Origin of the sequence: Streptomyces sp. NPDC048514, from assembly GCF_043199955.1 — a bacterium.
Classification (GTDB): domain Bacteria; phylum Actinomycetota; class Actinomycetes; order Streptomycetales; family Streptomycetaceae; genus Streptomyces.
In genome coordinates this window covers 1-24,430 of record NZ_JBICWT010000007.1, presented here as the reverse complement: position 1 = coordinate 24,430, position 24,430 = coordinate 1, and the positions used below count along the sequence as shown (strand labels likewise).

Sequence of the window (24,430 nt, the reverse complement as noted above, 5' to 3'; positions counted from 1 at the left end):
CAGAGCCAGTTTAATGAAGGCGTTCCGGCTGTCTAGCCTTTCATTGCATCAATCTTCGTCGGATGCACTACGGATTTCGCAGGCCTTTACGCCCTGCTCCCGCCCTTCCTCGCTCTCCGGGGGCTCCTCATCCAGCATGCGCTCGGCCGCGGCGCGGTGCAGATGGGCCGACGCGGGGTCGCCGAGCCGCTCCAGGGTGTCGGCCAGCCGCAGCTGCAGCGCGGCCTGCAGGCGGACGTCCTCGGCCTGGCGCGCCCACTCCACCGCCTGCTGGCAGGTGCGCAGCGACTCCGCGGGCCGTCCCGCGTACTCCTGCACCCGGGCCAGTTCGCTCAACGCGCGGGCATGAGCGGCCACATCGCCGCTCCTGCGGTAGCCGGCGACGGCGGCGCGCCAGTTCCTGAGCGCCTCGCCGTAGCGGCCCGCGTAGGTGTGGGCGCTGGCGATCCGGCCGTACAGCCGGGCGGCCTGCTCCAGCTCGCCGCGGGCGAGCCGGTCGCCCAGGGCCCGGCCGAACCAGTCGGCGGCCCGGTCGTAGTCCCCCAGCTCCTGGTACGCCCCACCTACGGATTCCATTGCGCGACCGGTCGCGTACGGGTCATTTGCTTCGCGTCCAGCCCCCAATGCCAACCGATATCGTGCCAGCGCGTCTCTCGTGCGGCCGGTCTGGGCGTCCAGATCGCCCAGGTTCAGCAGGGCCGCGGCCTTCTCCCGGGGCAGCCCGCGGCGCTCGGCAACATCGAGGACGAGACTGTGGACGCCGTACAGATCGGGGGCGGCGGCCTGGGTGCCGACATGCGCCACGATGGCCCTGACCAGCTGGGACAGCAGCCTCCTTGCCAGGGTGTCCAGGTCTCCGTCGGCCACCGCGAGACGTGCGGAGGCCAGCAGGGCCGGCCGCCGGATGCGCAGCCAGTCGGCGGCGGCCCTGGGATTCGGGAAGCGCACCTCGCGGGACATCGCGCTCAGCTTCTCCCGGGCCTGCGGACTGTCCGTCTCGGTGATCGCCCGGCAGGACTGCAGCAGCCGTACCGTCCGCTCCAGCATCCGGGCCCGGGCCAGCTGCAGCTCCGCGGGCCGCTCCTGGCTCTCGGCGAGGGCGCGCAACATGGGGTGCAGGCAGCCGGGGACGTCGTACTGGGGCAGGGGGACGTGCGTCGCGCGCAGCAGGCCGTGGGCGACGAGGTCGTCCAGGACGGCGCGGGCCGCGTCCACCGAGCAGCCGGCGAGCGAGGAGGCGGTGTGCGGGTCGATCAGGCCGGCCGGGGCGAGGGAGAGCAGTCGCAGCATCCGGGCGGCCGGGCCGGGCAGCTGGGCGTGGACGAGCCGCAGGACGCGGGCCAGCGGGCTGCCGTCGGAGCCGTCGTCGTTGGCGGTGTGCAGCCGTTTGGCGAGGTCGGAGACGGCGGCCTGGGGACGCGCCGCGAGCCAGCCGCCGGCCAGCACCAGGGCGGCCGGGTGGCCCTGGCAGGCCTCGACCAGGCTCTCGGCGGCGCGCGGGTCGACGGTGATGCGGACAGAGCCGGTGAATCCGGCCAGCAGCTCCACCGCTGACTTGGTGTCGAGGCCGCCCAGGGTGCAGGGGCGGACGTCGGCGATGCCGGTGAGCGGTCCGCCGGAGACGGCCACCACCAGGCAGTCGGGGGCCGCCGGGAGCAGCGCGTCGACCTGTTCGGCGCCAGCCGCGTCGTCCAGCAGGAGCAGCGCCCGCCGGTCGGCGAGGGCCGTGCGCAGGGCCTCGGTCAGGTCTTCCTCGGCCGCCCCGGCCGGGGCGGGCAGGTCCAGCGTGGCCAGCAGTTCGCGGGCGGCGCGCTCGACCGGGACCGGGCTGCCGTCGGGTTCGCCGAGCCGGGCCCGCAGTACCCCGTCGGGGTAGCGCCCGGCGACCTGCCGGACGAGTTCCTCGGCGAGCGCGGTCCGGCCCGAACCGGGACGGCCGGCGATCAGCAGCACGCGCGCGCGGGGTGCCTTGCGGCCGGAGAGGGTGTCCAGGCCCGCGCGCTCGATGTCGGCGCGCAGCTCTTTCAGCTCTCGCGTGCGGCCCAGGAACCGGTTCTCCGCGACCAAGTGCGCGGACGGCCGCGCTCCGTCTGTGTCCACCGCCTGATCCGTCACGGGCCACACTCCCGTCCCACCGCACGCGCGAGCCCGCCGGTGACTTCCGGTACGGGCGTTTCCAGAGCCTAGTTCACGCTCTGCGACGTTCCGTGACGAGCGCGGCGGACACATCGCCCGATCGGATCAGGCGATGTTCACACCAGTGGGCCGGACGGGGGGCTCAGGCCTCGAAGGGGCGGGCCGGCCACGGCGCGTCGGCCGGCCGCAGGGCGTCGAGCCCGTCCCCGCCGCGAGCGGCGACCAGCGACAGCACGCCCACCACCAGGCAGTTGTTGTGCACGTCGCCGGCCAGTGCCCGACGCACCAGCTCATCGACCGGCACCCGCGCGTGCTGCATGTCGGTCTCCTCGTGCTCCGCCTCGAAGCGCTTCCCCTCGGCCTCCGAGAGATCGCGGGCCAGGAAGATCCGTACGGCCTCGTCGCAGCCGCCGGGCGTGGTGTACACGTCGGTCAGCACCCGCCAGGTCTCGGCCTTGACGTGCGCCTCCTCGTACAGCTCGCGCTGGGCCGCGTGCAGCGGGTTCTCCCCCGGCACGTCCAGCAGGCCGGCCGGGATCTCCCACAGCTTGTGCCGCACGGGGTGGCGGTACTGGTTGATCAGCAGCACCCGGTCCTCCTCGTCCAGGGCGAGGACCGCGACCGAGCCGGGGTGGACCTGGTAGTCACGGCGGGCCACCGAACCGTCGGGCATGACCACGTCGTCCGTGCGGACGGAGGTCTTGTTGCCTCTGAAGGGGGTGTCCGTCGCCCGGATCTCCCACTCCTCGGGGGTGTCCATGATCGTCATGCCCTGTCCTCCCATACGAAAGCCGGGGTGCCCACCTCTGCAGGTATGCACCCCGGCCACCGTACAACCGGTGTGTTACTTGGCGATCTTCCGCTCGACGGAGGCCTTCACCAGGCCGGCGAACAGCGGGTGCGGACGGGTCGGGCGCGACCGCAGCTCGGGGTGCGCCTGGGTGGCGACCAGGTAGGGGTGGGCGTCGCGCGGGTACTCCACGTACTCGACGAGCTTGCCGTCCGGGGAGGTGCCGGAGAACAGGATGCCGGCCTTCTTCTCCAGCTCCGCGCGATAGGCGTTGTTCACCTCGTAGCGGTGGCGGTGCCGCTCCTCGATGTACTCCTTGCCGTCGTACACCTCGCGGACGATGGAGCCCTCGGCCAGCTTGGCCGGGTACATGCCGAGCCGCATGGTGCCGCCCATGTCGCCCTCGCCGGCGACGATGTCCATCTGCTCGGCCATGGTGGAGATGACCGGGTGGGCGGTGGCCGGGTCGAACTCGGTGGAGTTGGCGTCCGGGATGTCGGCCAGGTTGCGCGCGGCCTCGATCACGATGCACTGCAGGCCGAGGCAGAGGCCGAGCAGCGGGATCTTGTTCTCGCGGGCGAAGCGGATGGCGCCGACCTTGCCGAGCACACCCCGGTCGCCGAAGCCGCCCGGGATGCAGATGCCGTCGACGTCACCGAGCTGGGCCTCGGCGCCGGCCGGGGTCTTGCAGTCGTCGGAGGTGACCCACTTGATCTTCACCCGGGCGCGGTTGGCGAAGCCGCCGGCGCGCAGCGCCTCGGTCACCGACAGGTAGGCGTCGGGCAGGTCGATGTACTTGCCGACCAGGGCCAGGGTGATCTCGTGGTCCGGGTTGTGGACGCGGTCGAGCAGATCGTCCCAGGTCGTCCAGTCGACGTCGCGGAACGGCAGGTCCAGCTTGCGCACCACGTAGGCGTCCAGGCCCTCGGTGTGCACGACCTTCGGGATGTCGTAGATCGAGCGGGCGTCCGGGCAGGCCACGACGGCCGCCTCGTCGACGTCGCACATCAGCGAGATCTTGCGCTTGATCGCGGTCGGCACCTCGCGGTCGCAGCGCAGCACGATCGCGTCCGGCTGGATACCGATGTTGCGCAGCGCGGCGACGGAGTGCTGGGTCGGCTTCGTCTTCAGCTCGCCGGAGGGGCCGATGTAGGGCAGCAGCGAGATGTGCACCACGAAGACGTTGTCCCGGCCGACCTCGTGACGGACCTGGCGGACGGTCTCCAGGAACGGCAGCGACTCGATGTCGCCGACCGTGCCGCCGACCTCGGTGATGACGACGTCCACCTCGTCGGTGGCCATCCGCCGGATGCGGTGCTTGATCTCGTTGGTGATGTGCGGGATGACCTGCACGGTGTCGCCCAGGTACTCGCCGCGCCGCTCCTTGGCGATCACGGTGGAGTACACCTGGCCGGTGGTGACGTTGGCGGACCCGTCCAGGTTGCGGTCGAGGAACCGCTCGTAGTGACCGATGTCCAGGTCGGTCTCGGCGCCGTCGTTGGTGACGAACACCTCACCGTGCTGGAAGGGGTTCATCGTGCCCGGGTCGACGTTCAGGTACGGGTCGAGCTTCTGCATCACGACGCGCAGGCCGCGGGCCTTGAGCAGCATGCCCAGGCTGGAGGCGGTGAGGCCCTTGCCGAGAGAGGAGGCGACACCCCCGGTGACGAAGATGTGCTTGGTCGTCGTGGTTTTCGGCGGCATGGCCAAGAGGGGGCTCCCGTGGTCGCTGTCTGTCGTGCGGTACGGCCTCCGACCCGGATCTTCGGGGGTGCCGTCGCTGCGGTTCGGGGGTTTCAGGCCCACCGGTCCACGGGCTACCAGGGTATCAGCGCCTGGAGGCGATGGCTTCCGGCCACGCTGCGCGCCCGGCCGGGCACAGCACGGCACAGCACGGCACGACATGTGTCACCACGGCACGCCCCGGTCACATGGTTCTCACCGGTTGGTCACTCGTTCGGCCCACACGGGTTGCCCGGAGCGGCACGCAGATCATCTACGTGCGTCGTATCCTGCTCGGACATTCGCTGCCGAGCCCGGCCGGAACGACGGCACACCCCCGCCACCATCACCCGGAACAACGAGAGCGCGGCAGTTCGTTGAGTAAGGACTGTCGTGTTGCCTCAGGGCTCGGCGGCTGCTTTGCTTCACCGCTCAACGCATAAAACGACCCCTTGACCGCACTAGCGACAGCCCCCCTGCGCGGGGGTGACGTGGCCGTTCGACTGGAGTTGCACGTGGCCGGGCGCATCGAAGACTACGCACTCATCGGAGACATGCAGACCGCAGCACTGGTCTGCCGGGACGGCACGGTGGACTGGCTGTGCCTGCCCCGCTTCGACTCGCATGCCATCTTCGCCGGCCTGCTGGGCACCGAGGAGCACGGCTTCTGGCGGCTCGGCCCGGCGCACGCCGTCGACTCCAGCCCCCCGGCGGCCACCCGGCGGAGCTATCGCGGCGACTCGCTGATCCTGGAGTCGGAGTGGGACACCCCGCGCGGCACGGTCCGTGTGACGGACTTCATGCCCCCGCGCGACGGCGCCCCGCAGCTGATCCGGATCGTCGAGGGCGTCACCGGCCGGGTGCCGATGCGCTCGGCGCTCAGGATGCGCTTCTCCTACGGCCGGGTCGTGCCGTGGGTGCACAGGCACGAGGGCCGGACCGTGGCGGTCGCCGGGCCGGACTCCGTGTGGTTCGACACGCAGGCGGAGACCTACGGAAAGTCGCTGACGACGTACGCGGACTTCACGGTGGCCCCGGGTGACCGGATCGCCTTCACCATCTCGTGGGAGCCCTCGCACAAGCAGCCGCCGCCGCTGCCGGAGCCGGAGCAGTCCCTGGAGGCGACGGAGACCTTCTGGCGTGAGTGGGTCGAGCACTGTACGTACCACGGGCCCTATCGCGAGGCGGTCGTCCGCTCGCTGATCACCCTGAAGGCGCTGACGTACGCCCCCACCGGCGGCATCGTCGCGGCCCCCACCACCTCGCTGCCCGAGGACATCGGCGGGGTCCGCAACTGGGACTACCGCTACACCTGGCTGCGGGACGCGGCGATCACCCTGTCCTCGCTGCTGCGTACCGGCTACCGCGAGGAGGCCCGCGCCTGGCGCGAGTGGCTGCTGCGCGCGGTCGCCGGCGACCCGGAGAACCTGCAGATCATGTACGGCATCGCCGGTGAGCGCGAGCTGGGCGAGGCCGAGCTGGACTGGCTGCCGGGCTACGAGGGCTCCGCCCCGGTCCGGGTGGGCAACGGCGCCGCGCACCAGCTCCAGCTGGACGTGTACGGCGAGGTCACCGAGGCCCTGCACCTGGCCCACATGACGGGTCTGGCGCGCAACGACTACGCCTCCCTGCTCCAGCTGAAGCTGATCCGCTACCTGGAGGACCACTGGCAGGAGCCGGATGAGGGCATCTGGGAGGTGCGCGGCCCGCGCCGGCACTTCGTGCACTCCAAGGTGATGGCCTGGGTCGCGGTGGACCGCACCATCAAGCTGATCGAGTCCGGTGACGCGGACGGCCCGCTGGAGCGCTGGAAGGAACTGCGCGACGACATCCATCGGGACGTGTGCGAGAAGGGCTACGACAAGGAGCGCAACACCTTCACCCAGTCCTACGGCTCCCAGGAGCTGGACGCCTCGCTGCTGCTCATCCCGCAGATGGGGTTCCTGCCGCCGGACGACAAGCGCGTGATCGGCACGATCGAGGCCATCCAGCGCGAGCTGTCCACCCCGGACGGGTTCATCCTGCGCTATCCCACGGAGGGCCAGGACGAGGGTGTCGACGGCCTGCCCGGCGACGAGGGCGCCTTCCTGGCCTGCTCGTTCTGGATGGCGGACGACCTGGCGATGATCGGCAGGGTGGACGAGGCCCGCAGGCTGTTCGAGAAGCTCCTCGGGCTGCGCAACGACCTCGGCCTGCTCGCCGAGGAGTGGGACCCGCGCCTGCAGCGCCAGGTCGGCAACTTCCCGCAGGCCTTCAGCCACGTCCCGCTGATCGACACCGCCCTGCGGCTGACGGCCTCCGGGGCGTACGGCGGCTGAGCGGCGCCGCTGAGCGCGACCGGGCCGCCCGCACCCGCGCCGGCGCCTGTCCGGCGATTCCCGTCTGCGGTGAACCGCCGGACGGGTCCTACTCTGGAAGCGGACATCAGCCCCTTTCGCGAAGGGCGGCGGCCATGGCTTCCCTGTCGAAGGCGGGCGCGGCCCTCGCCGCGCTGCGTGAAGACCTGGTCGGCGATGTGTTCGCCCCCGGGGACCCGGGGTACGACCCCGCCCGGACGGTCTTCAACGCGATGATCGACCGCCGGCCGGCCGTGATCGCCCAGTGCGCGGATGCCGCCGACGTGGTGCGGGCCGTGCGGTTCGGCCGGGAGCTGGACCTGTCGATCGCGGTGCGCGGCGGCGGGCACGGCGTGGCCGGGTCGGCGCTGGGCGACGGCGCACTCGTGGTGGACCTGCGCCGGATGCACCGGGTGACCGTCGATCCGGCGGCGGAGGCCGTGCGCGTCGAGGGCGGGGCGACGATGAGCCATCTGGACCGGGCCACCGAGCCCCACGGCCTCGCGACCACCGGCGGGCGGGCGTCGACCACCGGGGTCGGCGGCTTCGTCCTAGGCGGTGGCACCGGCTGGCTCGACCGCGCCTTCGGTCTGGCCGCGGACAACCTGCTGGGCGTGGAACTGGTGACCGCCGACGGCGAGCGGGTGCACGCGAACGCGGACGAGAACCCCGAGCTGTTCTGGGCCCTGCACGGCGGGGGCGGCAACTTCGGCGTCGCCACCGCGCTGACCCTCGAACTGCACGAGCTGCCCGATTTCTCGGTGGCCCTGCTGATGTTCCTGCCCCAGCTCGGACCGGATGTGACGCGCGCCTTCCGGGAGATCATCCGTACCGGGCCGGACGAGCTGAGCGGCGCGGTGCTGTATCTGACAGGTCCACCCGAGGAGTTCACCCCCGCGGAGCTGGTGGGCAAGCTGCTGTGCGCCGCGGTGCTGACCTACGCGGGCGGCGAGGACTCCTTGCGGGGGCTCGCCCGGCCGATGCTCGCGCTGCCACACGAGGTGGAGCTGGCCGGTGACATGCCGTACGCCGACGTGCAGTGCCTGCTCGACGATCCGCCCGGGATGCGGAACTACTGGTCGGCGGAGTACCTGAACGCTCTCCCCGACGATCTGGTGGAGTCCTTCTGCGCCCTCGGGGACAGCATGCCGGTGCCGACCGGGACCCGGCACCTGCTGTTCCCGCAGGGCGGGGCGATCGCCGCCGGTCCGCAGGAGTACCCGGTGCCGTACCGGGACGCGGCCTGGGCCGCGCACCCCTTCGCCGTCTGGGAGGACCCGGTCGACGACGAGCGGGCGATCTCCTGGGTCCGCAGTGTCCGCTCCGCGGTCCGGCCGTGGAGCACCGGCGCCGTCTACCTGAACTTCATCGGGGACGAGGGCCCGGACCGGGTCAGGGCGGGCCTGGGCGAGGGGAACACGCTGCGTCTGGAGAAGGTGAAGCGGCGCTACGACCCGGACAACGTCTTCCGCTTCAACCACAACATCCGGCCGGTGTAGTCCGGCACGCCGGGCCGGCCGGTCCCCGGGCGTCGGCCCGGTCGGGTCCCGGGCGTCGGCCCGGTCGGGTCCCGAACGTCCGGCCGGTGTGGTCCGGGACGGCGGGCCGGGGTGGTCCGGAGCGTCCGGCCGGGGTGGTCCGGGACGGCGGGTCGGGGTGGTCCAGAACGTCCGGCCGGTGTGGTCCGGGACGGCGGGCCGGTGTGGTCCGGAACGTCCGGCCGGTGTGGTCCGGAGATGTCCTTCGGGCGTTCACGCAGGTAGCGTCCGCTGCATGGACAGCGGCACGGAGAGCAGACTCGCCACTCAGGGCGCCGGGATCACCGTTCAGCGGGCACTGGAGCTGCCCGGTCTGCGCAGCGGGCTGCCGGAGATCCTGGCGGGCGCCGACCGGCTGGGACGCACCGTGCGCTGGGTGCACGCGGGCGAGGTACCGAACATCGCCTCGCTGCTCAAGGGCGGCGAACTCCTGCTCACCACGGGCTACGGCCTCGGCACCCGCCCGGCCGAGCAGCGGGCCTTCGTGCGGACCCTCGCCGAGCGCGGGATCGCCGCCCTGGTGGTGGAGCTGGGCCCGCGCTTCAGCCGGCTGCCCGCCGCCTTGGTCGACACCGCCCGCAGCGCGGGGCTCCCCCTGGTCCAGCTGCACCGCGAGGTGCCGTTCGTGACGGTGACCGAGGAGATCCACACCGAGATCGTCAACGGCCACTACGCGCTGCTGCAGCGGGCGGAGGAGGTGCACCGGCGCTGTACCGAGGCGCTGCTGAGCGGCGGCGGGGTGCCGCAGGTGCTGGGCATCCTGGCCGACTTCGGCGCGAACCCGGTGTTCCTGGAGACGGCGGACGGCCGGCTGCTGTACGCCGCCGGGTCCGGTCCGGAGGGCGCCGACCCGCTGCAGGTGTGGGAGGGGCTGCGCGGTCCGCACAAGGACTCCCCGCCGCCGGCCGGCTCGGTGCTCGTGGACGTGCCCGGCGGCGGTCCCGGTACGGCGGGCTCGGTGCGGGCCCGGCTCGTGCTGCTGCCGGTCCGCTCGCCGCTGGCCCCGGTGCACCGGATCGCCGCCGAGCGGGCCGCGAGCATCCTGGCCGTCGTGCTGATGCAGGCCCGGCAGGAGGAGGAGCTGGCGGCGCGCGGCCGCGGCGACTTCCTCACCGATCTCGCCGAGGGCCGGATCGCGGCGCAGGACGCTCCCGCGCAGGCACGGGTCCTCGGCTTCAAGCCCGGCGCCAGCCCGCTGCTGCCCGTGGTCATGCGGATCGCGGACACCCTCTCCCCGGACGGCGGGACCGCCCGCACGAGCGCGGCCGAGCGGGGCGGCGGCTGGGCGGTGCTGGCCAGGGCCGTCTCGGAGGAACTGGCCGCGGTGGGCATGCCGGTGCTGCTGGGCGTGCGGCCGGTGGAGGGCCGGGTGCTGGTCCTGCTGGGGCTGCGCGCGGAGACGGAGCGGCCGGTGGTCGCGGACCGGGTGGCGGCGGCGCTGCGCGCGGGTGTGGAGCGGGCCGGGATGCAGCGGCCCGGCGCCGCTGCGCCGGTGGTGGTGGTCGGGGTGGCGGGCGGCTGGGCGGCGGCCTCGGCCGGACTGCGGCACGCGGCGCAGACGGCGACGGCGGCGCAGGGCCTCGGCGACCGGCCCTGGTACGACGCCCGTCGTCTCGACATCGACCTGCTGCTGTGGCGGCTGCGCGACGACCCGGACCTGGCGGCCTTCGTGGACCGCGCGATCGGCCCGCTGCGCGACCACGACCACCGTTCCCGGCCGCCCCTGCTGCCCACCCTGGAGACGTATCTGGCGCACGCCGGCCGCAAGGCCGAGACGGCCCGCGAACTGCACCTCAACCGCCAGACCCTCTACAACCGCCTCGCCCGCATCGGGGAGTTGCTCGGCACCGACCTGGACGACCCGCACACGGTCCTGGCGTTGAGCCTGGCCCTGCGCGCCCGCCGCCACGTCCCTTAGGCGAGCGGCCGCGGCCGGGCGAGCGGGCCGTGGCTAGACCAGCGGTCGCGGCTGGGTCAACTCGTCGTACACGCTGAGCACTTGGGCGACCGTCTCGTCCTCCGTGGGCCAGCCCGCGGCCTGCCGCACGCCCCGCTCCCGCAGCAGTTCACGCCGTCCCGGGTCGGCGAGCAGGCGTACGACGGCGTGGGCGAGCGTCTCCGCGTCGCCGTACGGGACGAGTTCGGCCGCGTCACCGACGAGGTCCGGGATGCCGCCGACGCGGGTCGCGACGAGCGGCACGCGTGCGTGCAGCGCCTCCTGGGCGAGCACGGACCGGGACTCCCAGCTGCTGGTCAGCAGGGCGAGATCGGCGGCGGCGAGCAGCTCGGTCACGTCCTCGCGGCGGCCGATGAGCCGCACCGGCAGCCCCTCGTCCTCGATCCGCCGCTGCAGCACCGGCCGCAGCGGGCCCTCCCCGGCGACGAAGACCAGCGGCACGGGATCCAGGTCCCGCCAGGCGCGGGCCGCGTCGAGCAGGACGTCGTAGCCGCGGTGCCGGTCGAGGGAGCCGACCGCGATGAGCAGCGGGCGGCCGGTGGCACCGAGTTCGGCCCGGACCTTGGGCCGCCGCCCGTCGGGGTCGTCGGCGCACGGGGAGCCCTCCGCCGCGTCGCCCCCGGGGTCGAGCGGGCAGGACCGGCGCTGTCCGGGCAGGCCGACCGCCGCGAGCCGGGCGTCGCGCGCACCGCTCAGGCGGGCCCGGTCCACCAGGTCGGAGCTGGTGCCGAGGACGACGGCCGCGGTCTTCACCACCCGTCGCTCCAGCATCCGCAGCAGATGGGCCCGCGCGCCCTCGGCCCGCGCCCGGTTGTGCCAGGTCACCACCAGGGGGGTGGAGCGCCCGCCGAGGGCGAGCGCGGAGCGGAAGGAGGCGTGCAGGCCGTGGGCGTGCACCAGGTCGGCGTCGGCGCAGGCGGCCCGGAGCGCGGCCACGGAGACCGGGTCGCTGCTGCGGGGCACCGGCACGTGATCGGCACCGGCCCCGGTGAAATCGTAGGCGTGGTCGGCTTCGAGGGGGGCGCACACTGTGACGCGCACGCCCCGTGCGACGAGCCCCTCGGCGAGGGACCGCACGTGCGCGCTGCTGCCGGCGTTGGCTCCGCCCAGCACCTGCACGGTGCGCAGCGGCGACTGGCCGTGCGGTGCGTTGCTGCTCACGGGGCTCACGGGGCCGGGGCTCCTGGTTCGACGCGGTGCGGTCACGAGGAAACGTACAGACGGTAGCGGGCGCAGGGGGGTGGAAGGACGTACCGCGCGCGCCTCCGTCACGGGCTGTGCCGGCCCGTCGCCCGCCCCGCGCTCCGGTCAAGCATGCCAGGAGACACGGCCGTTCCGGTAAACGCGGGAGGGCGCACCGTGCGGCGGGCGGGGGCGATGCGCCGGTGCACGCCACCCACACGGGTGAGGGAGGCCCGGCACGGCCGACCCCCGTGCACCGCGGTTCGGCGAGGTCGGACGCTCACGGCCGAGGGGCCCACCGGACTCACCCGTTCTCTCCGGGCGGCAGCGGCCACGACTCCCCGGCACCGCCTCGCTGCGCCGGCGGCGCGGCGCCGCCTGCCGCGCAAGGGCGCGGCCATCGCACCCGAGCGGCCCCGCACTCCGGTCAGCCGCCACGAGAGCCGCCGCCGAGCGCGACCGGGCCGGGCGCCCGCAGGAGGGCGCCCCGGCTCGGAGGTGCGGCGGGCGGCGGGCGGCGGGCGGGAGCCGGACCTTCGTGCGCCGATCCCCCGGCCGTCCGCCGGCCCCGCTAGAGATCCGCCCGCGCCGCCGCCAGCAGCTCCTCCGCATGTGCGCGGGCCGTCTCGGAGTCCTCCTGGCCGGCCAGCATGCGGGACAGCTCGCGGACGCGTTCCTCGCCCTCCAGGACCTTCACGCCGGAGCGGGTGACGGATCCGTCGTTGGTCTTCTCGACCAGCAGCTGCCGGTCGGCGAAAGCCGCCACCTGGGGCAGGTGGGTGACCACGACGACCTGCGCGGTCCTCGCGAGCTTCGCCAGGCGCCGCCCGATCTCGACCGCCGCCTTGCCGCCGACACCGGCGTCGACCTCGTCGAAGAGATACGTCGGCACGGGGTCGGTACCCGCGAACACCACCTCCACGGCCAGCATCACGCGGGACAGTTCACCACCGGAGGCGCCCTTGGCGATGGGCCGGGGCGGGGCGCCGGGGTGCGGGGCGAGCAGCAGCTCCACCTCGTCGGCGCCCGACGGCCCGTAGGCGACGGTACGGCCGCCGACCTCGACGCCCTCGGGGTCCTCGGTCTGCCGGATGTCGAAGGACACGCGTGCGTGGGGCATCGCCAGCGAGGCCAGTTCGGCCGTGACGGCGGCCGCGAACCGCTCGGCGGCCTCGGACCGCGCGTCCGTCAGCGCCTGCGCGAGGGCGCCCAGTTCGGTGCGGAGCGCGTCCCGCTCGGCGGCCAGCTCCCCGATCCGCTCGTCGTCGCCGTCCAGCTCGGTCAGGCGCGCGGCACTCTGCTCGGCCCAGGCCAGGACGGCGCCCACGTCCTCCCCGTACTTGCGGGTGAGCCCGGTGAGCGCGGCCCGGCGCTCCTCCACGGCGGCCAGCCGCAGCGGATCGGCGTCCAGATCGTCGGCGTACCCCGCCAGCTCACCCGCCACATCGCCCAGCAGGATCCCGATCTCCCCGATCCGGTCGGCGAGCCCGGCCAGCGCCGGATCGTGCGACCGCACGGCCTCCAGGGCCCGGTGGGCGCCCGCGACGAGTGTCGCGGCGTCGATCCCCTCGGGGTCCTCCGGGTTGCCCGCGAGAGCGGCGTGCGCGACCGTCGCGGCGGACGACAGCGCCTCGGCGTGCCCCAGCCGCTCCGCCTCTTCGGCCAGCTCCACGTCCTCCCCGGCCCGCGGCTCCACGGCGGCGATCTCCTCGAGCCCGTAGCGCAGCAGGTCGGCTTCCTGGGCCCGCTCACGCGCGCGGGTGGTGATCTCGTCCAGCTCGGCGACGACGGCCCGCAGCCGCCGGTAGGCCTCCGTGTACTTGTCGAGCGGCCCGGCGACCGCGTCCCCGGCGTACCGGTCGAGCGCCTGCCGCTGCCGGGCCGGCTTCAGCAGCCCCTGCTGGTCGGTCTGCCCGTGCACGGCCACCAGGTCGTCGGCCAGCTCTGCGAGCAGCCCGACCGGCACGCTGCGCCCGCCCAGATGGGCGCGGGAGCGGCCCTCGGCCGAAACGGTACGGCTGATCAGCAGGGCCCCGTCGTCCAGCTCGGCTCCGGCCTCCTCGGCGCGTACGAGGGCGGCGGCGTGGGCGGGCACGGCGATCCGCCCCTCCACGACCGCCTTCTCGGCGCCGATCCGCACGAGCGCCGGGTCCGCCCGGCCACCGAGCAGCAGCCCGAGGCTGGTGACCACCATGGTCTTGCCCGCACCCGTCTCACCGGTGACGGCTGTGAACCCGGGTGACAGCTCGACGACGGCATCGTCGATGACCCCGAGCGACCGTATCCGCATCTCCTCCAACACGGAACAGACCATACGAGGTCCGGGGCGGGGAGTGCACACAGGCCGCCCTTGTCACTCCGGCGAGTGGTCCGGCCGGGGAGGGCACGGGGAACCGCGCGACGAGCCGCGAAGCACCCGCACCCGCCGGCGAAACGGACCCATCCCCACGAACGCCGCCTGGGCCTGTCCGGCGATGCGCGTCCCGCCCGACGGGCGGCCGCGCGGCGTCGGGTGCGTGCTCCCGGCGTGCCTGCTCCAGGCCCGCGTACCGGACGTACCCGGGTCCGGGGCCGCTGCGGCGCGCGTGCTGTCCGGCGTCGCGCGGCGGACGGGAACCGTCGGACGGCCCCTAGTGCGGCGCCCCCCGCCAGCCGGTGGTGGGCAGCGCGAACTTCGCCACGATCCGGTCCGTGAACGACGAGTGGTGCAGCCGGGCCAGCCGCACGGGCACGGCCCCGCGCCGGACCTCCACCCTCGCCCCGGGCGGCAGTTCCACGGTCCGCCGCCCGTCGCACCACAGGACGCCCGGCGGGATGTGCGGCAGGACCTCCACCGCGAGCACCGAGTCCGGCGAGGTGACCAGCGGCTTGGCGAACAGCGCGTGCGCGCTGATCGGCACCATCAGCAAGGCCTCCACCTCGGGCCACACCACGGGGCCGCCGGCGGAGAACGCGTACGCCGTGGAGCCGGTCGGCGTGGACAGGACGACCCCGTCGCAGCCGAAGCCGGTCACCGGGCGCCCGTCGATCTCCAGCACCACTTCCAGCAGCTTCTCGGCGCCCGCCTTCTGCACGGCCGCCTCGTTCAGCGCCCAGTCGGTGTGCACGATGTCGCCGTTGCGGTGCACGACCACGTCGACGGTCATCCGCTCCTCGACCTCGTACGACCGCGCCACCACCCGGTCGACCACCCGATCGAGGTCGTCCCGCTCGGCCTCCGCGAGGAATCCCACGCGCCCGAGGTTGACGCCGAGCATCGGCACCCCGGAGGCCCGTGCGAACTCGGCGCCCCGCAGCAGGGTGCCGTCGCCGCCGAGCACGATCAGCAGCTCACAGCCGTCTAGGCACTGCGGAGTCGCCTCCTTGACCAGCTGCACCTCGTCCGGCAGCGGCAGATCGCACGCCTCCTCCTCCAGCACCCGCACCCCGATGCCGTGCCGCAGCAGGCCCTTGACGACGAGTTCCGCACTGCGGATCGCCGCGGGCCGCCCGGTGTGGGCCAGCAGGAAAACAGTTCGCGCCCGGTTCTGTGTCAACGCGGCCCCTCCGCCACTGCACGCTCGACGTCGGCCGGGTCCGGTGCGGGAGCCCCGGACCGCAGCCAGAGAAAGTACTCGACGTTCCCCGAGGGTCCGGGCAGCGGACTCGCGGTGACGCCACGCACCCCGAGCCCCAGCTCCCAGGCCTTCTCGGCCACTGCACGCACGGCCTCCGCCCGCAGCTGCGGACTCCGTACGACACCCCCGCTGCCCAGCCGTTCCTTGCCCACCTCGAACTGCGGCTTGACCATCATCACCAGATCGGCGTCCGGCTTCACACACCGCTTCAGGGCCGGCAGCACCAGCCCGAGCGGGATGAAGGACAGATCGCCCACGACAAGATCCACTGGTTCCCCATCGATCGCCTCGAGCGTCAACTCGCGTACGTTCGTACGGTCCTTGACGGTGACGCGTTCATCGCTCTGCAGGGACCAGGCGAGTTGACCGTAACCGACGTCCACCGCGACGACGTGGGCGGCGCCCGCGCGCAGCAGGACGTCGGTGAAGCCGCCGGTGGACGCGCCGGCGTCCAGCGCGCGCCGGCCCTCGACGACGAGGCCCTGCGGCACGAAGACCGCCAGCGCGCCGGCCAGCTTGTGTCCGCCGCGGGAGACGTAGTCGGGATCGCTGTCGTCGGTCTGGACGACGATCGCCGCCGCGGGCTCCACCTGGGTGGCCGGCTTGGTCGCCACGGTCTTGCCGACGGAGACCCGCCCGGCGGCGATCAGCTGGCCGGCGTGCTCGCGTGAACGCGCGAGCTTCCTGCGGACCAGCTCCGCGTCCAGACGACGGCGTGCGACTCCTGCCACGTTCGGTTCAGCTCCTGCTCTGGTGGTACGGCGATCGGTCGGTGCGACCCGGGGGTCTTACCGGGGGGCGGCGGTCGGGGGCCGGCCGGGAGCCGGCGGCCCCGGGCGGGCGTCGAGCGCGGCGAGCGCGTCCCGCAGCCCTCCGTGTACATCCTCGTACACCTCGACGTGTCCGTCGGTGGCGAGGTGGTCGGCATCGGCCAGCCGCTGCAGCCCGGCGTCGACCTCGGCGTTGCCGGTGGGGGTGCGCGGGACGTTCAGGGGGGCCGGGGCGGCGGGGTCGTACTCGGGCGCCGGCTCGGGCTCGGGGACGTCCTCGGCGGCCTGCGGGACGGCCTCGGACACGGACTCGCTCATGCCCAGACGCTACCCCGAACCGCTGGGGTAACGTCGGTGGCGATGGCCACGGTCGAGGAGTGCCGCACCGCACTGGGAAAGCTTTCGGACAACATGCAGGACTCCGAGGGCGACGTCCGCGCGGCCGCCGCCCTGGACCGCTCGGTGAGCTGCCACATCACCGATCTCGACGTCACCTTCGCGGGCCGGATGACCGGTGGCCGGATCGAGGTCGAGGAGACCCGTCCGGGGTCGCCCCGCGAGAAGGCGCAGATCAGGCTCGCCATGGCCGGCGACGACCTGGTGGCTCTGGTGGACGGCGAGCTGACCTTCGCGACCGCCTGGAGCAGGGGCCGGGTGAAGCTGGAGGCGAGCCTCCTGGACCTGTTCCGGCTCAGAAAGCTGCTGTGACGCCCGCTGGACCTGCTCCGGCTGAGGAAGCTGCTATGACGCCCGCTGGACCTGCTCCGGCTCAGGAGGCTGCTGTGACCTTCTCGGCCCGTGCCTTCCGCGCGGCCGGCACCACCAGCGGGGTGCCCGTCTCCGGGTCCTCGATGACCTGGCAGCGCAGCCCGAACACCCGCTCGACCAGCTCGGCCGTCACGATCTCGTTCGGCGCGCCCTCGGCGATGACCTCGCCGCCGCGCAGGGCGATGAGGTGGGTGGCGTAGCGGGCGGCGTGGTTCAGGTCGTGCAGGACGGCGACCAGGGTGCGGCCCTGCGTCTCGTGCAGCTCGGCGCACAGGTCGAGAACGTCGATCTGGTGCTGGATGTCGAGATAGGTGGTCGGCTCGTCCAGGAGCAGCAGCGGGGTCTGCTGGGCCAGTGCCATGGCGATCCACACCCGCTGCCGCTGACCGCCGGACAGTTCGTCCACGTACCGCTCGGCCAGCTCGGCGACGCCGGTCTGCCGCATCGACTCCTGGACGACCCGCTCGTCCTCTGCGGACCACTGGCGCAGCAGGCCCTGATGCGGGTAGCGGCCCCGGCCGACCAGGTCGGCGACGGTGATGCCGTCCGGCGCGATGGACGACTGCGGCAGCAGTCCGAGGGTGCGGGCGACCTTCTTTGCCGGCATCGCCTGGATGGCCTGGCCGTCGAGCAGCACGCGGCCCCGGCTGGGCTTGAGCATCCGCGACAGCGCCCGCAGCAGCGTCGACTTGCCGCACGCGTTCGGGCCGACGATCACCGTGAAGGAGTTGTCGGGAATCTCCACCGACAGCTGCTCGGCGATCACACGCTGGTCGTAGGCGAGGGTGACGCTCTCGGCGGACAGGCGGTTCACAGTGCTCCTAGTCGTGTTCGTGTTCGTGCCGCTCATATCCGGCCTGCCCGGCGCTCGGTGACCAGCAGCCACAGCAGATAGGCGCCGCCCAGGACACCGGTGACCACGCCGACGGGCAGCTCGTCGGCGCCGAAGGCGCGCTGGGAGGCCCAGTCGGCGGCGACCAGCAGAGCGGCTCCCATGCAGAGGGAGGGCACCAGGTTCGGCCCCGGGGAGCGGGTCAGCCGGCGGGCGAGCTGCGGCGCGGTCAGCGCGACGAAGCTGACGGGGCCCGCGGCGGCCGTGGCGGCGGCGGTGAGCAGGACGGCGGAGACCATCAGCACGAGCCGCACGCGCTGCACGCGCACGCCGAGCGCGTTCGAGACGTCGTCGCCCATCTCCATCATCCGCAGGCCGCGCGCGTTGGCGAGGACCAGCGGCACCACGACGGCGCACAGGGCGAGCAGCGGCCAGACCTGTTCCCAGTCACGGCCGTTGAGCGAGCCGGTCATCCACACCACCGCACGGGCCGCGTCGACCAGATCGGCCTTGGTGAGCAGATAGCCGTTGACCGCGGTGGCGACGGCGTTGACACCGATGCCGACCAGGACGAGCCGGTAGCCGTGCACGCCCCGCTGCCAGGCGAGCAGATAGATGGCGAGGCCCGTGACCAGGCCGCCGACCAGACCGCCGATGGTCACCTGGGTGGCGCTGCCGGACAGCAGCACGATCACGGTGAGGGCGCCGGCCGTCGAACCCTGGGCGAGACCGAGCACGTCGGGGCTGCCCAGCGGGTTGCGGGAGACCGACTGGAACAGGGCGCCACCGAGGCCGAGCGAGGCGCCGACCAGCAGGCCGACCAGGACCCGGGGCAGCCGCAGCTCGTTGACGATGAAGTCCTGGTAGGCGGTGCCGTCGCCGGCGAGCGTGCGCAGCACGTCGGCCGCGGGGATCTGCGCGTCGCCGGTGCCGATCAGCGCGACACCGGCGGCACAGGCGGCCGCCAGCAGCAGGACGACGACGACCAGGGCACGCGGGTCCAGGCGCAGGGAGAGCCCGCCGGGAGTGCGTACGGCACGGCTCTTGGAGAGTGTCTTCACAGCTGGGCCGTCCTCCGCCGACGTACGAGAAAGATGAAGACCGGGCCGCCGACGAGCGCGGTGACGATGCCCACCTGAAGCTCCGCGGGCCGGGCCACGACGCGGCCGGCGACATCGGCGCCGAGCAGCAGGACGGGCGACAGGACCGTGGCGTAGGGCAGGATCCAGCGCAGGTCGGGGCCGGTGAAGGAGCGCACCACGTGCGGGACCATCAGGCCGACGAAGACGATCGGACCGCAGGCGGCGGTCGCGGCCCCGGCCAGCAGCACGGCGGCCAGCATGGCCAGCGCGCGGGTGCGGTTGAGGTTGGCGCCGAGAGCGCGTGCCGTGTCGTCGCCCATCTCCACCGCGTTCAGCGGCCGGGCCAGCGCGAGCGCGAGGACCGCGCCGACCGCGAGGAAGGGCAGCACCTGAAGGGTGGTGGCGTTCGAGGCGGAGGAGAGCGAACCCACCGTCCAGAAGCGCATCTTGCCCAGCACCGCGTCGTCCAAGATCATCATGGCTTGCAGATAGCCGTACAGGGCCGCGCTGATCGCCGTACCGGCGAGCGCGAGCCGGACCGGCGTGGCGCCCCGGCTGCCGCCCAGGAACCACACCAGCGCGCCGACCGCCGCGGCGCCGGCGAAGGCGAACCACACATAGCCGCTGAGGCTGGTGACACCGAAGTAGGTGGTGGCCGTGACGACGGCGGCGGAGGCGCCGGCGTTGATACCGAGCAGACCGGGGTCGGCCAGCGGGTTCCGGGTGAGCGCCTGCAGCACCGCGCCCGACAGGCCGAGCGCGGCACCGGCCAGCAGTCCGAGGACGGTACGGGCGAGCCGCTCGTCCACGACCACGTCGCCGTAGCTCCCCGTGTCGTGGAACAGGCCGTGCCAGACCTGGTCCAGGGGCAGCGCCTTCGCCCCGATCGCGATGCTCGCCAGGGCGACGAGCACCAGGATCGCGACGGAGAGCAAGAGCCCAAGGACCCTCACCGCCCGGCGGGTTGGGGGCGCGGGGGCGGTCTCCGCGCACTGTTCCGTAGGACTGTCGACCAACACCCGGTTAGGTTAGCCTACCCTGCCTGTTCTCTCGATCCCCGGGGCACGTCCCGCGGCTCAAAGCCCCAGCCGGGCCAGCGCCTTCGCGCCGTCCAGCGCGCAGGAACCGTCCCCTGCCGCCGTCCAGGCCGCCGCGCACAGCGCCCGCAGCCCGTCCAGCGCCTCGCCGTCGCCCGCCAGCTCCAGCCGGTCCGCGCCGGCCGACGCCGTCCAGCCACCGCAGCGGAACCCGTCACCCTCCTCGGTCACTTCCGGCTGGCCGGAGAGCAGACCGCGCAGATCGGCGTCCACGTACGTGGGCCGGTGCCGCGGGGGCGCGGCGAGCAGCCCGGCCCCGTCGGTGACGCCGGTGAGCACCAGCAGCGAGTCCACCTCGCCGTTGAACGCGCCCTCGATGTCGGTGTCCAGCCGGTCCCCGACCACCAGCGGCCGCTTCGCACCCGTCCGGATGATCGTCTCCTTGTGCATGGGGGGCAGCGGTTTGCCCGCCACCTGCGGCTCGGCGCCGGTCGCGATGCGCACGACCTCCACGGCCGCCCCGTTGCCCGGCGCGATCCCCCGCCCGCTGGGAATCGTCAGGTCCGTGTTGGACGCGAACCACGGGACCCCGCGCGCCACCGCGTACGAGGCCTCGGCGAAGCGCCCCCACGGCAGATCGGCCCCGCCGAACCCCTGCACCACCGCCGCCGGATCATCGTCCGCGGACTCCACCGGGGTCAGCCCCCGTTCGCGCAGCGCCACCCGCAGTCCGTCACCTCCGATCACCAGCACGCGCGCCCCGTGCGGCACCTGCTCGCTGATCAGCCGGGCGACGGCCTGCGCGGAGGTGATCACGTCCTCGGCCCCCGCCGGTATGCCCAGCTCCGTCAGATGCCCGGCCACGGCGTCCGGCGGCCGCAGCGCGTTGTTGGTGACGTACGCCAACCGCATCCCGCCGTCGCGCGCCGCCGCCAGCGAGTCCACCGCGTGCGCGATCGCGTTCCCGCCCGCGTACACCACCCCGTCGAGATCGAGCAGCGCCGTGTCGTACGCCTCGCTCAGGGGCTGCCCACTGCCCTCGGGCCTCGTCCTGACGCCCTGGCTCATGTCACATCGCTCCTCGTTCACTCGCTTTTCCCCCGATCATCCCGCACGCCGCCCGGACACGTACGATGCCGGGATGAACACTGCAGGTCACTCGGAAGCAACGGCGCGCCGAGGCCTGGAACTCACCCCGTTCCGCGGCCTTCGTTACGACCCCGAACGGGTCGGCAGCCTGGCCTCCGTCACCTCTCCGCCGTACGACGTCGTCGTACGGCCCGACGGGGTCCACCACCTCCAGTCGGCCGACCCGTACAACATCGTCCGGCTGATTCTGCCCCAGGCCGGCACGCCGAGCGCAGGCACCGAGCAGGCGGCGGACACCCTGCGCCGCTGGCTGGACGAAGGGATCCTCGCGGCCGACTCCGAGCCCGGCCTGTACGTGTACGAGCAGCGGGACGGCGACGGCATGCTGCAGCGCGGCGTGATCGGTGCCCTACGCGTCTCGGAGCCCGAGGAGGGCGTGGTACTGCCGCACGAGGACGTCATGCCGCCCGTCGTCGCGGACCGCGCTGCCCTGATGCGCGCCACCCGGGCGAACCTGGAGCCGCTGCTGCTGACCTACCGCGGCAACGGCACGGCCGCCGAGGTCGTCGAGCGGACGGCGGCCGGTCCCCCGCTGCTCGCGACGACCACGGAGGACGGCTTCCACCATCGCCTGTGGTCCGTCACCGACGCCGCCGACCAGTCGCTCATCCAGTCCGAGCTGGCCCGCCACCAGGCCCTGATCGCGGACGGCCACCACCGCTGGGCCACCTACCTCCGGCTGCGCGCGGAACACCCCTCCCCCAGCCCCTGGGACCACGGCCTGGTCCTCCTGGTCGACACCGTCCGCTACCCGTTGCGCGTACGCGCCATCCACCGTCTGCTGCACGGCCTGCCGGTCGCCGACGCGCTGTCCGCCGTGGACGGCCTGTTCCGGGTACGGCGCCTCGACACGCCCCTGACCCAGGCGCAGGAGGCACTGGGCGAGGCGGCCGGCGCGGGCAACGCGTTCCTGCTCGCCGGCGACGGCGCCTTCCACCTGCTCGACCGTCCCGACCCGGCACTGCTGGGCCGGACGATCCCGGCGGACCGCCCGGCCGCCTGGCGCTCCCTGGACGCCACGGTCCTGCACGCCACGCTCCTCGAACACGTCTGGCACATCCCCGAGGACTCCCCGGCCCACATCGCCTACATCCACGACACGGCCGCCACGGTGGAGAAGGCCGAGCGCGACGGCGGAACGGCCGTACTGATGCACCCGGTCCACGAGGAGGTCGTACGCGACCTGGCCCGCCAGGGCGTGACCATGCCGCGCAAGTCGACGTCCTTCGGCCCGAAACCGGCCTCAGGGCTGGTGCTGCGCGCACTGGAGACCTGACCGCCGAGGGCGGACCTCCCGGGGGAGGACATGAAAAAGGGCAGGCTCCACAAGGAGCCTGCCCTCTTCTCGATGACCTACGTCAGTCCTTGTCGCCGTCCACCTGACCGGACTGGCCGGACTGGCCGGACTGGCCGGACTCTTCCGCCTCGTCGTGCGACGCGTTGCTGTCCGCCTCGTCGTCGTCCGACGCGTTGTCGTCCGCCTCGTCGTCGTCCGACGCGTCGTCGTCCGACGCGTCGTCGTCCGGGCTCCGGACCTCGGCGTCGGCGTCGGCGTCAGCGTCAGCGTCAGCGTCAGCGTCAGCGTCAGCGTCAGCGTCAGCGTCGGCGTCGGCGACGGTCTCGGTTTCGGCCTCGGGGCGGGACTCGGCCTCGGTGCCGGTCTCGTCGAGGGCGTCCATGAACTCGACTCCGTCGAGTTCCGCGAGCCGGTCGGAGGCGTCCGTGCTGCCGTCCCGGTCGGCCTCGACCGCCTTCGCGAACCACTCCCGCGCCTCGCGGTCCCGGCCCACGGCCAGCAGAGCGTCGGCGTAGGCGTACCGCAGCCGCGCGGTCCACGGCTGTACGGAGTTGGACGCCAGCTCGGGGCTCTGCAGGGTCACGATGGCCGCGTCCAGCTGCTCCATGTCCCGCCGGGCGCCGGCCGCGACGAGCCGCATCTCGACCTGGCCCGCCTTGTCCAGCTTCTGCACCTCCGGGGCACCGGCCATGTCCAGTGCCTTCTCCGGCCGGCCGAGCCCACGCTCGCAGTCGGCCATCACCGGCCACAGCTCCACGGAGCCGGTCATGCGCCGCGCGGCACGGAACTCGGCAAGGGCCTCGCTGTACTTCTGGTTCGCGTACGCGGCGAAGCCACCGGCCTCGCGCACGGCGGCGACGCGGGACGCCAGACGCAGGGCCACCTTGGAGTAGGCATACGCGCCCTCGGGGTCCTCGTCGATGAGCCGGGCCACCATCACCAGGTTCCTGGCGACGTCGTCCGCGAGCGTCTTGGGCAGGCTCTGCAGCTCCTGCCTGACGTCCTTGTCGATCTCCTCGCCGGTGACGTCCTCCGGGATCGGCAGCCGCTTGATCGGCTCGCGGTCGCGGTCACGGTCGCGGTCGCGGTCGTCGCGGAAGCGGCCACCACCACGGCGGTCGTCCCGTCCGCCACGGTCGTCGCGGCCCCGGAGGCCACCCGGCCGACCGCCACGGTCGTCCCGACGGGGGCCACGGTCACCGCGGTCGTCACGGCCGCGGAATCCGCCACGGTCACCCCGGTCGTCACGGCCCCGGAAACCACCCCGGTCCTCGCCGCGCCGGTCGTCCCGCCGGTCGTCTCGGCGGTCGTCCCTGCGGTCGTCCCTGCGGTCGTCCCTGCGGTCGTCCCTGCGGTCGTCCCTGCGGTAGGAGGGGCGGTCATCCCTGCGGAAGGCGGGACGGTCGCCACCGCGGTCGTCGTCGCGGCGGTAGGAGGGACGGTCGCCACCGCGGTCGTCGCGACGGAAGCCACCGCGGTCACCGCGGTCGTCACGGCGATCATCGCGGCGGAAGCCGCCGCGGTCGCCACGGTCACGGTCGTCGCGCTGGAAGCCGGGGCGGGACCCGCGGTCACCCTCACGGCGGTCGTCGCGCTGGAAGCCGGGGCGGGACCCGCGGTCACCCTCACGGCGGTCGTCGCGCTGGAAACCGGGGCGAGGCCCGCGGTCACCTTCACGGCGGTAGCCGCCGCCACCGCGGCTGTCGTCACGGCGGTCGTCGCGGCGGAAGCCGCCGCGGTCACCGCGGTCGTCACGACGGTCGCCGCGGTCATCGCGGCGGTCGTCACGGCGGCCGAAGCCACCCCGGTTGTCGTCACGCCGACCGTGACCACCACGGTCGTCGTCGCGGCGGTAGGAGGGACGGTCGCCACCGCGGTCGTCGCGACGGAAGCCACCACGGTCACCGCGGTCATCACGGCGGTCGTCGCGGCGGAAGCCGCCACGGTCACCGCGGTCACCACTGTCCCGTCGCCGCTGGTCGCGCTCCGGTCGGTCGTCGGGAGAGTTGGTGGACATGGTGACTCCTGTCTTCGGTACCGCAAGCATTGTAAAAACGAAAGGACCCCTGGTCCCAGCTGAACGCTGGGGACCAGGGGTCCTTCCCAAAGATTGTTCGGCGGCGTCCTACTCTCCCACAGGGTCCCCCCTGCAGTACCATCGGCGCTGTGAGGCTTAGCTTCCGGGTTCGAAATGTAACCGGGCGTTTCCCTCACGCT

18 protein-coding genes and 1 rRNA gene are annotated in these 24,430 nt (G+C 73.4%); 5 read left to right on the top strand and 14 right to left on the bottom strand.

Going from position 1 to position 24,430, the window contains the following annotated elements; all coding sequences use genetic code 11:
- Positions 1–48: 48 nt before the first annotated feature.
- The 3 genes from ACGFT2_RS16620 to ACGFT2_RS16610 all read right to left on the bottom strand — a co-directional run bounded on the left by ACGFT2_RS16620 (position 49) and on the right by ACGFT2_RS16610 (position 4,630).
- Positions 49–2,115 carry a tetratricopeptide repeat protein gene (locus tag ACGFT2_RS16620; RefSeq protein WP_393278465.1) on the bottom strand — a complete coding sequence of 689 codons (2,067 nt, stop codon included), beginning with the start codon at positions 2,113–2,115 and terminating at the stop codon, positions 49–51.
- Positions 2,116–2,278: 163 nt separating this feature from the next.
- The gene (locus ACGFT2_RS16615) at positions 2,279–2,905 is read right to left on the bottom strand and encodes an NUDIX domain-containing protein (protein WP_393278462.1); all 627 of its coding nucleotides are present in this window, start codon (positions 2,903–2,905) and stop codon (positions 2,279–2,281) included.
- 75 nt (positions 2,906–2,980) lie between these two features.
- Positions 2,981–4,630, bottom strand: a complete 1,650-nt coding sequence (locus tag ACGFT2_RS16610) for a CTP synthase (protein WP_393278460.1) — start codon at positions 4,628–4,630, stop codon at positions 2,981–2,983.
- Between the two features lie 533 nt (positions 4,631–5,163).
- Here ACGFT2_RS16610 and ACGFT2_RS16605 point away from each other — a divergent pair.
- From ACGFT2_RS16605 to ACGFT2_RS16595, 3 genes are all read left to right on the top strand, one after another.
- Positions 5,164–6,966 (top strand): glycoside hydrolase family 15 protein, encoded by a 1,803-nt coding sequence (locus tag ACGFT2_RS16605; RefSeq protein WP_393279198.1) that lies wholly within the window; start codon positions 5,164–5,166, stop codon positions 6,964–6,966.
- A gap of 134 nt (positions 6,967–7,100) precedes the next feature.
- Positions 7,101–8,483 (top strand): FAD-binding protein, encoded by a 1,383-nt coding sequence (locus ACGFT2_RS16600; protein ID WP_393278458.1) that lies wholly within the window; start codon positions 7,101–7,103, stop codon positions 8,481–8,483.
- A 274-nt stretch (positions 8,484–8,757) separates the two neighbouring features.
- Positions 8,758–10,440 carry a PucR family transcriptional regulator gene (locus tag ACGFT2_RS16595; RefSeq protein ID WP_393278456.1) on the top strand — a complete coding sequence of 561 codons (1,683 nt, stop codon included), beginning with the start codon at positions 8,758–8,760 and terminating at the stop codon, positions 10,438–10,440.
- Between the two features lie 33 nt (positions 10,441–10,473).
- Here ACGFT2_RS16595 and ACGFT2_RS16590 read toward each other — a convergent pair whose 3' ends face one another.
- From ACGFT2_RS16590 to ACGFT2_RS16570, 5 genes are all read right to left on the bottom strand, one after another.
- On the bottom strand, positions 10,474–11,649 hold the full coding sequence (locus ACGFT2_RS16590) for a glycosyltransferase family 4 protein (RefSeq protein WP_393278454.1): 1,176 nt from the start codon (positions 11,647–11,649) through the stop codon (positions 10,474–10,476).
- 583 nt (positions 11,650–12,232) lie between these two features.
- Entirely contained in the window at positions 12,233–13,975 is a 1,743-nt protein-coding gene (recN, locus tag ACGFT2_RS16585) for a DNA repair protein RecN (RefSeq protein ID WP_393278452.1), read from the bottom strand.
- A 316-nt stretch (positions 13,976–14,291) separates the two neighbouring features.
- Positions 14,292–15,197: an NAD kinase gene (locus tag ACGFT2_RS16580; protein ID WP_393278450.1), complete on the bottom strand. Its 906-nt coding sequence runs from the start codon at positions 15,195–15,197 to the stop codon at positions 14,292–14,294.
- Positions 15,194–16,009 carry a TlyA family RNA methyltransferase gene (locus ACGFT2_RS16575; RefSeq protein ID WP_393278448.1) on the bottom strand — a complete coding sequence of 272 codons (816 nt, stop codon included), beginning with the start codon at positions 16,007–16,009 and terminating at the stop codon, positions 15,194–15,196. The genes ACGFT2_RS16580 and ACGFT2_RS16575 overlap by 4 nt, the downstream gene beginning before the upstream one ends.
- A gap of 57 nt (positions 16,010–16,066) precedes the next feature.
- The gene (locus ACGFT2_RS16570) at positions 16,067–16,366 is read right to left on the bottom strand and encodes a hypothetical protein (protein WP_393278446.1); all 300 of its coding nucleotides are present in this window, start codon (positions 16,364–16,366) and stop codon (positions 16,067–16,069) included.
- 42 nt (positions 16,367–16,408) lie between these two features.
- Between ACGFT2_RS16570 and ACGFT2_RS16565 the strand changes: the two genes are divergently transcribed.
- Positions 16,409–16,756 (top strand): sterol-binding protein, encoded by a 348-nt coding sequence (locus tag ACGFT2_RS16565; RefSeq protein WP_393278444.1) that lies wholly within the window; start codon positions 16,409–16,411, stop codon positions 16,754–16,756.
- 61 nt (positions 16,757–16,817) lie between these two features.
- On the opposite strand, the gene ACGFT2_RS16560 is transcribed toward ACGFT2_RS16565, so the two are convergent.
- From ACGFT2_RS16560 to ACGFT2_RS16545, 4 genes are read right to left on the bottom strand one after another with little or no spacing between them, the layout of a single operon-like run.
- Positions 16,818–17,666 carry an ABC transporter ATP-binding protein gene (locus tag ACGFT2_RS16560; RefSeq protein WP_393278442.1) on the bottom strand — a complete coding sequence of 283 codons (849 nt, stop codon included), beginning with the start codon at positions 17,664–17,666 and terminating at the stop codon, positions 16,818–16,820.
- Entirely contained in the window at positions 17,663–18,709 is a 1,047-nt protein-coding gene (locus ACGFT2_RS16555) for a FecCD family ABC transporter permease (RefSeq protein ID WP_393278440.1), read from the bottom strand. The genes ACGFT2_RS16560 and ACGFT2_RS16555 overlap by 4 nt, the downstream gene beginning before the upstream one ends.
- Positions 18,706–19,749, bottom strand: a complete 1,044-nt coding sequence (locus ACGFT2_RS16550) for a FecCD family ABC transporter permease (protein WP_393278438.1) — start codon at positions 19,747–19,749, stop codon at positions 18,706–18,708. Before ACGFT2_RS16550 ends, ACGFT2_RS16555 begins: the two co-directional genes overlap by 4 nt.
- A 57-nt stretch (positions 19,750–19,806) precedes the next feature.
- Positions 19,807–20,835 (bottom strand): HAD hydrolase-like protein, encoded by a 1,029-nt coding sequence (locus tag ACGFT2_RS16545; protein WP_393278436.1) that lies wholly within the window; start codon positions 20,833–20,835, stop codon positions 19,807–19,809.
- A gap of 73 nt (positions 20,836–20,908) precedes the next feature.
- Here ACGFT2_RS16545 and ACGFT2_RS16540 point away from each other — a divergent pair, with 73 nt between their 5' ends.
- The gene (locus tag ACGFT2_RS16540) at positions 20,909–22,192 is read left to right on the top strand and encodes a DUF1015 domain-containing protein (RefSeq protein WP_393278434.1); all 1,284 of its coding nucleotides are present in this window, start codon (positions 20,909–20,911) and stop codon (positions 22,190–22,192) included.
- Positions 22,193–22,274: 82 nt separating this feature from the next.
- Here ACGFT2_RS16540 and ACGFT2_RS16535 read toward each other — a convergent pair whose 3' ends face one another.
- Entirely contained in the window at positions 22,275–23,267 is a 993-nt protein-coding gene (locus ACGFT2_RS16535) for a hypothetical protein (protein ID WP_393279196.1), read from the bottom strand.
- Positions 23,268–24,325: 1,058 nt separating this feature from the next.
- A 5S ribosomal RNA gene (gene rrf, locus ACGFT2_RS16530) occupies positions 24,326–24,430 on the bottom strand; the annotation flags it as partial.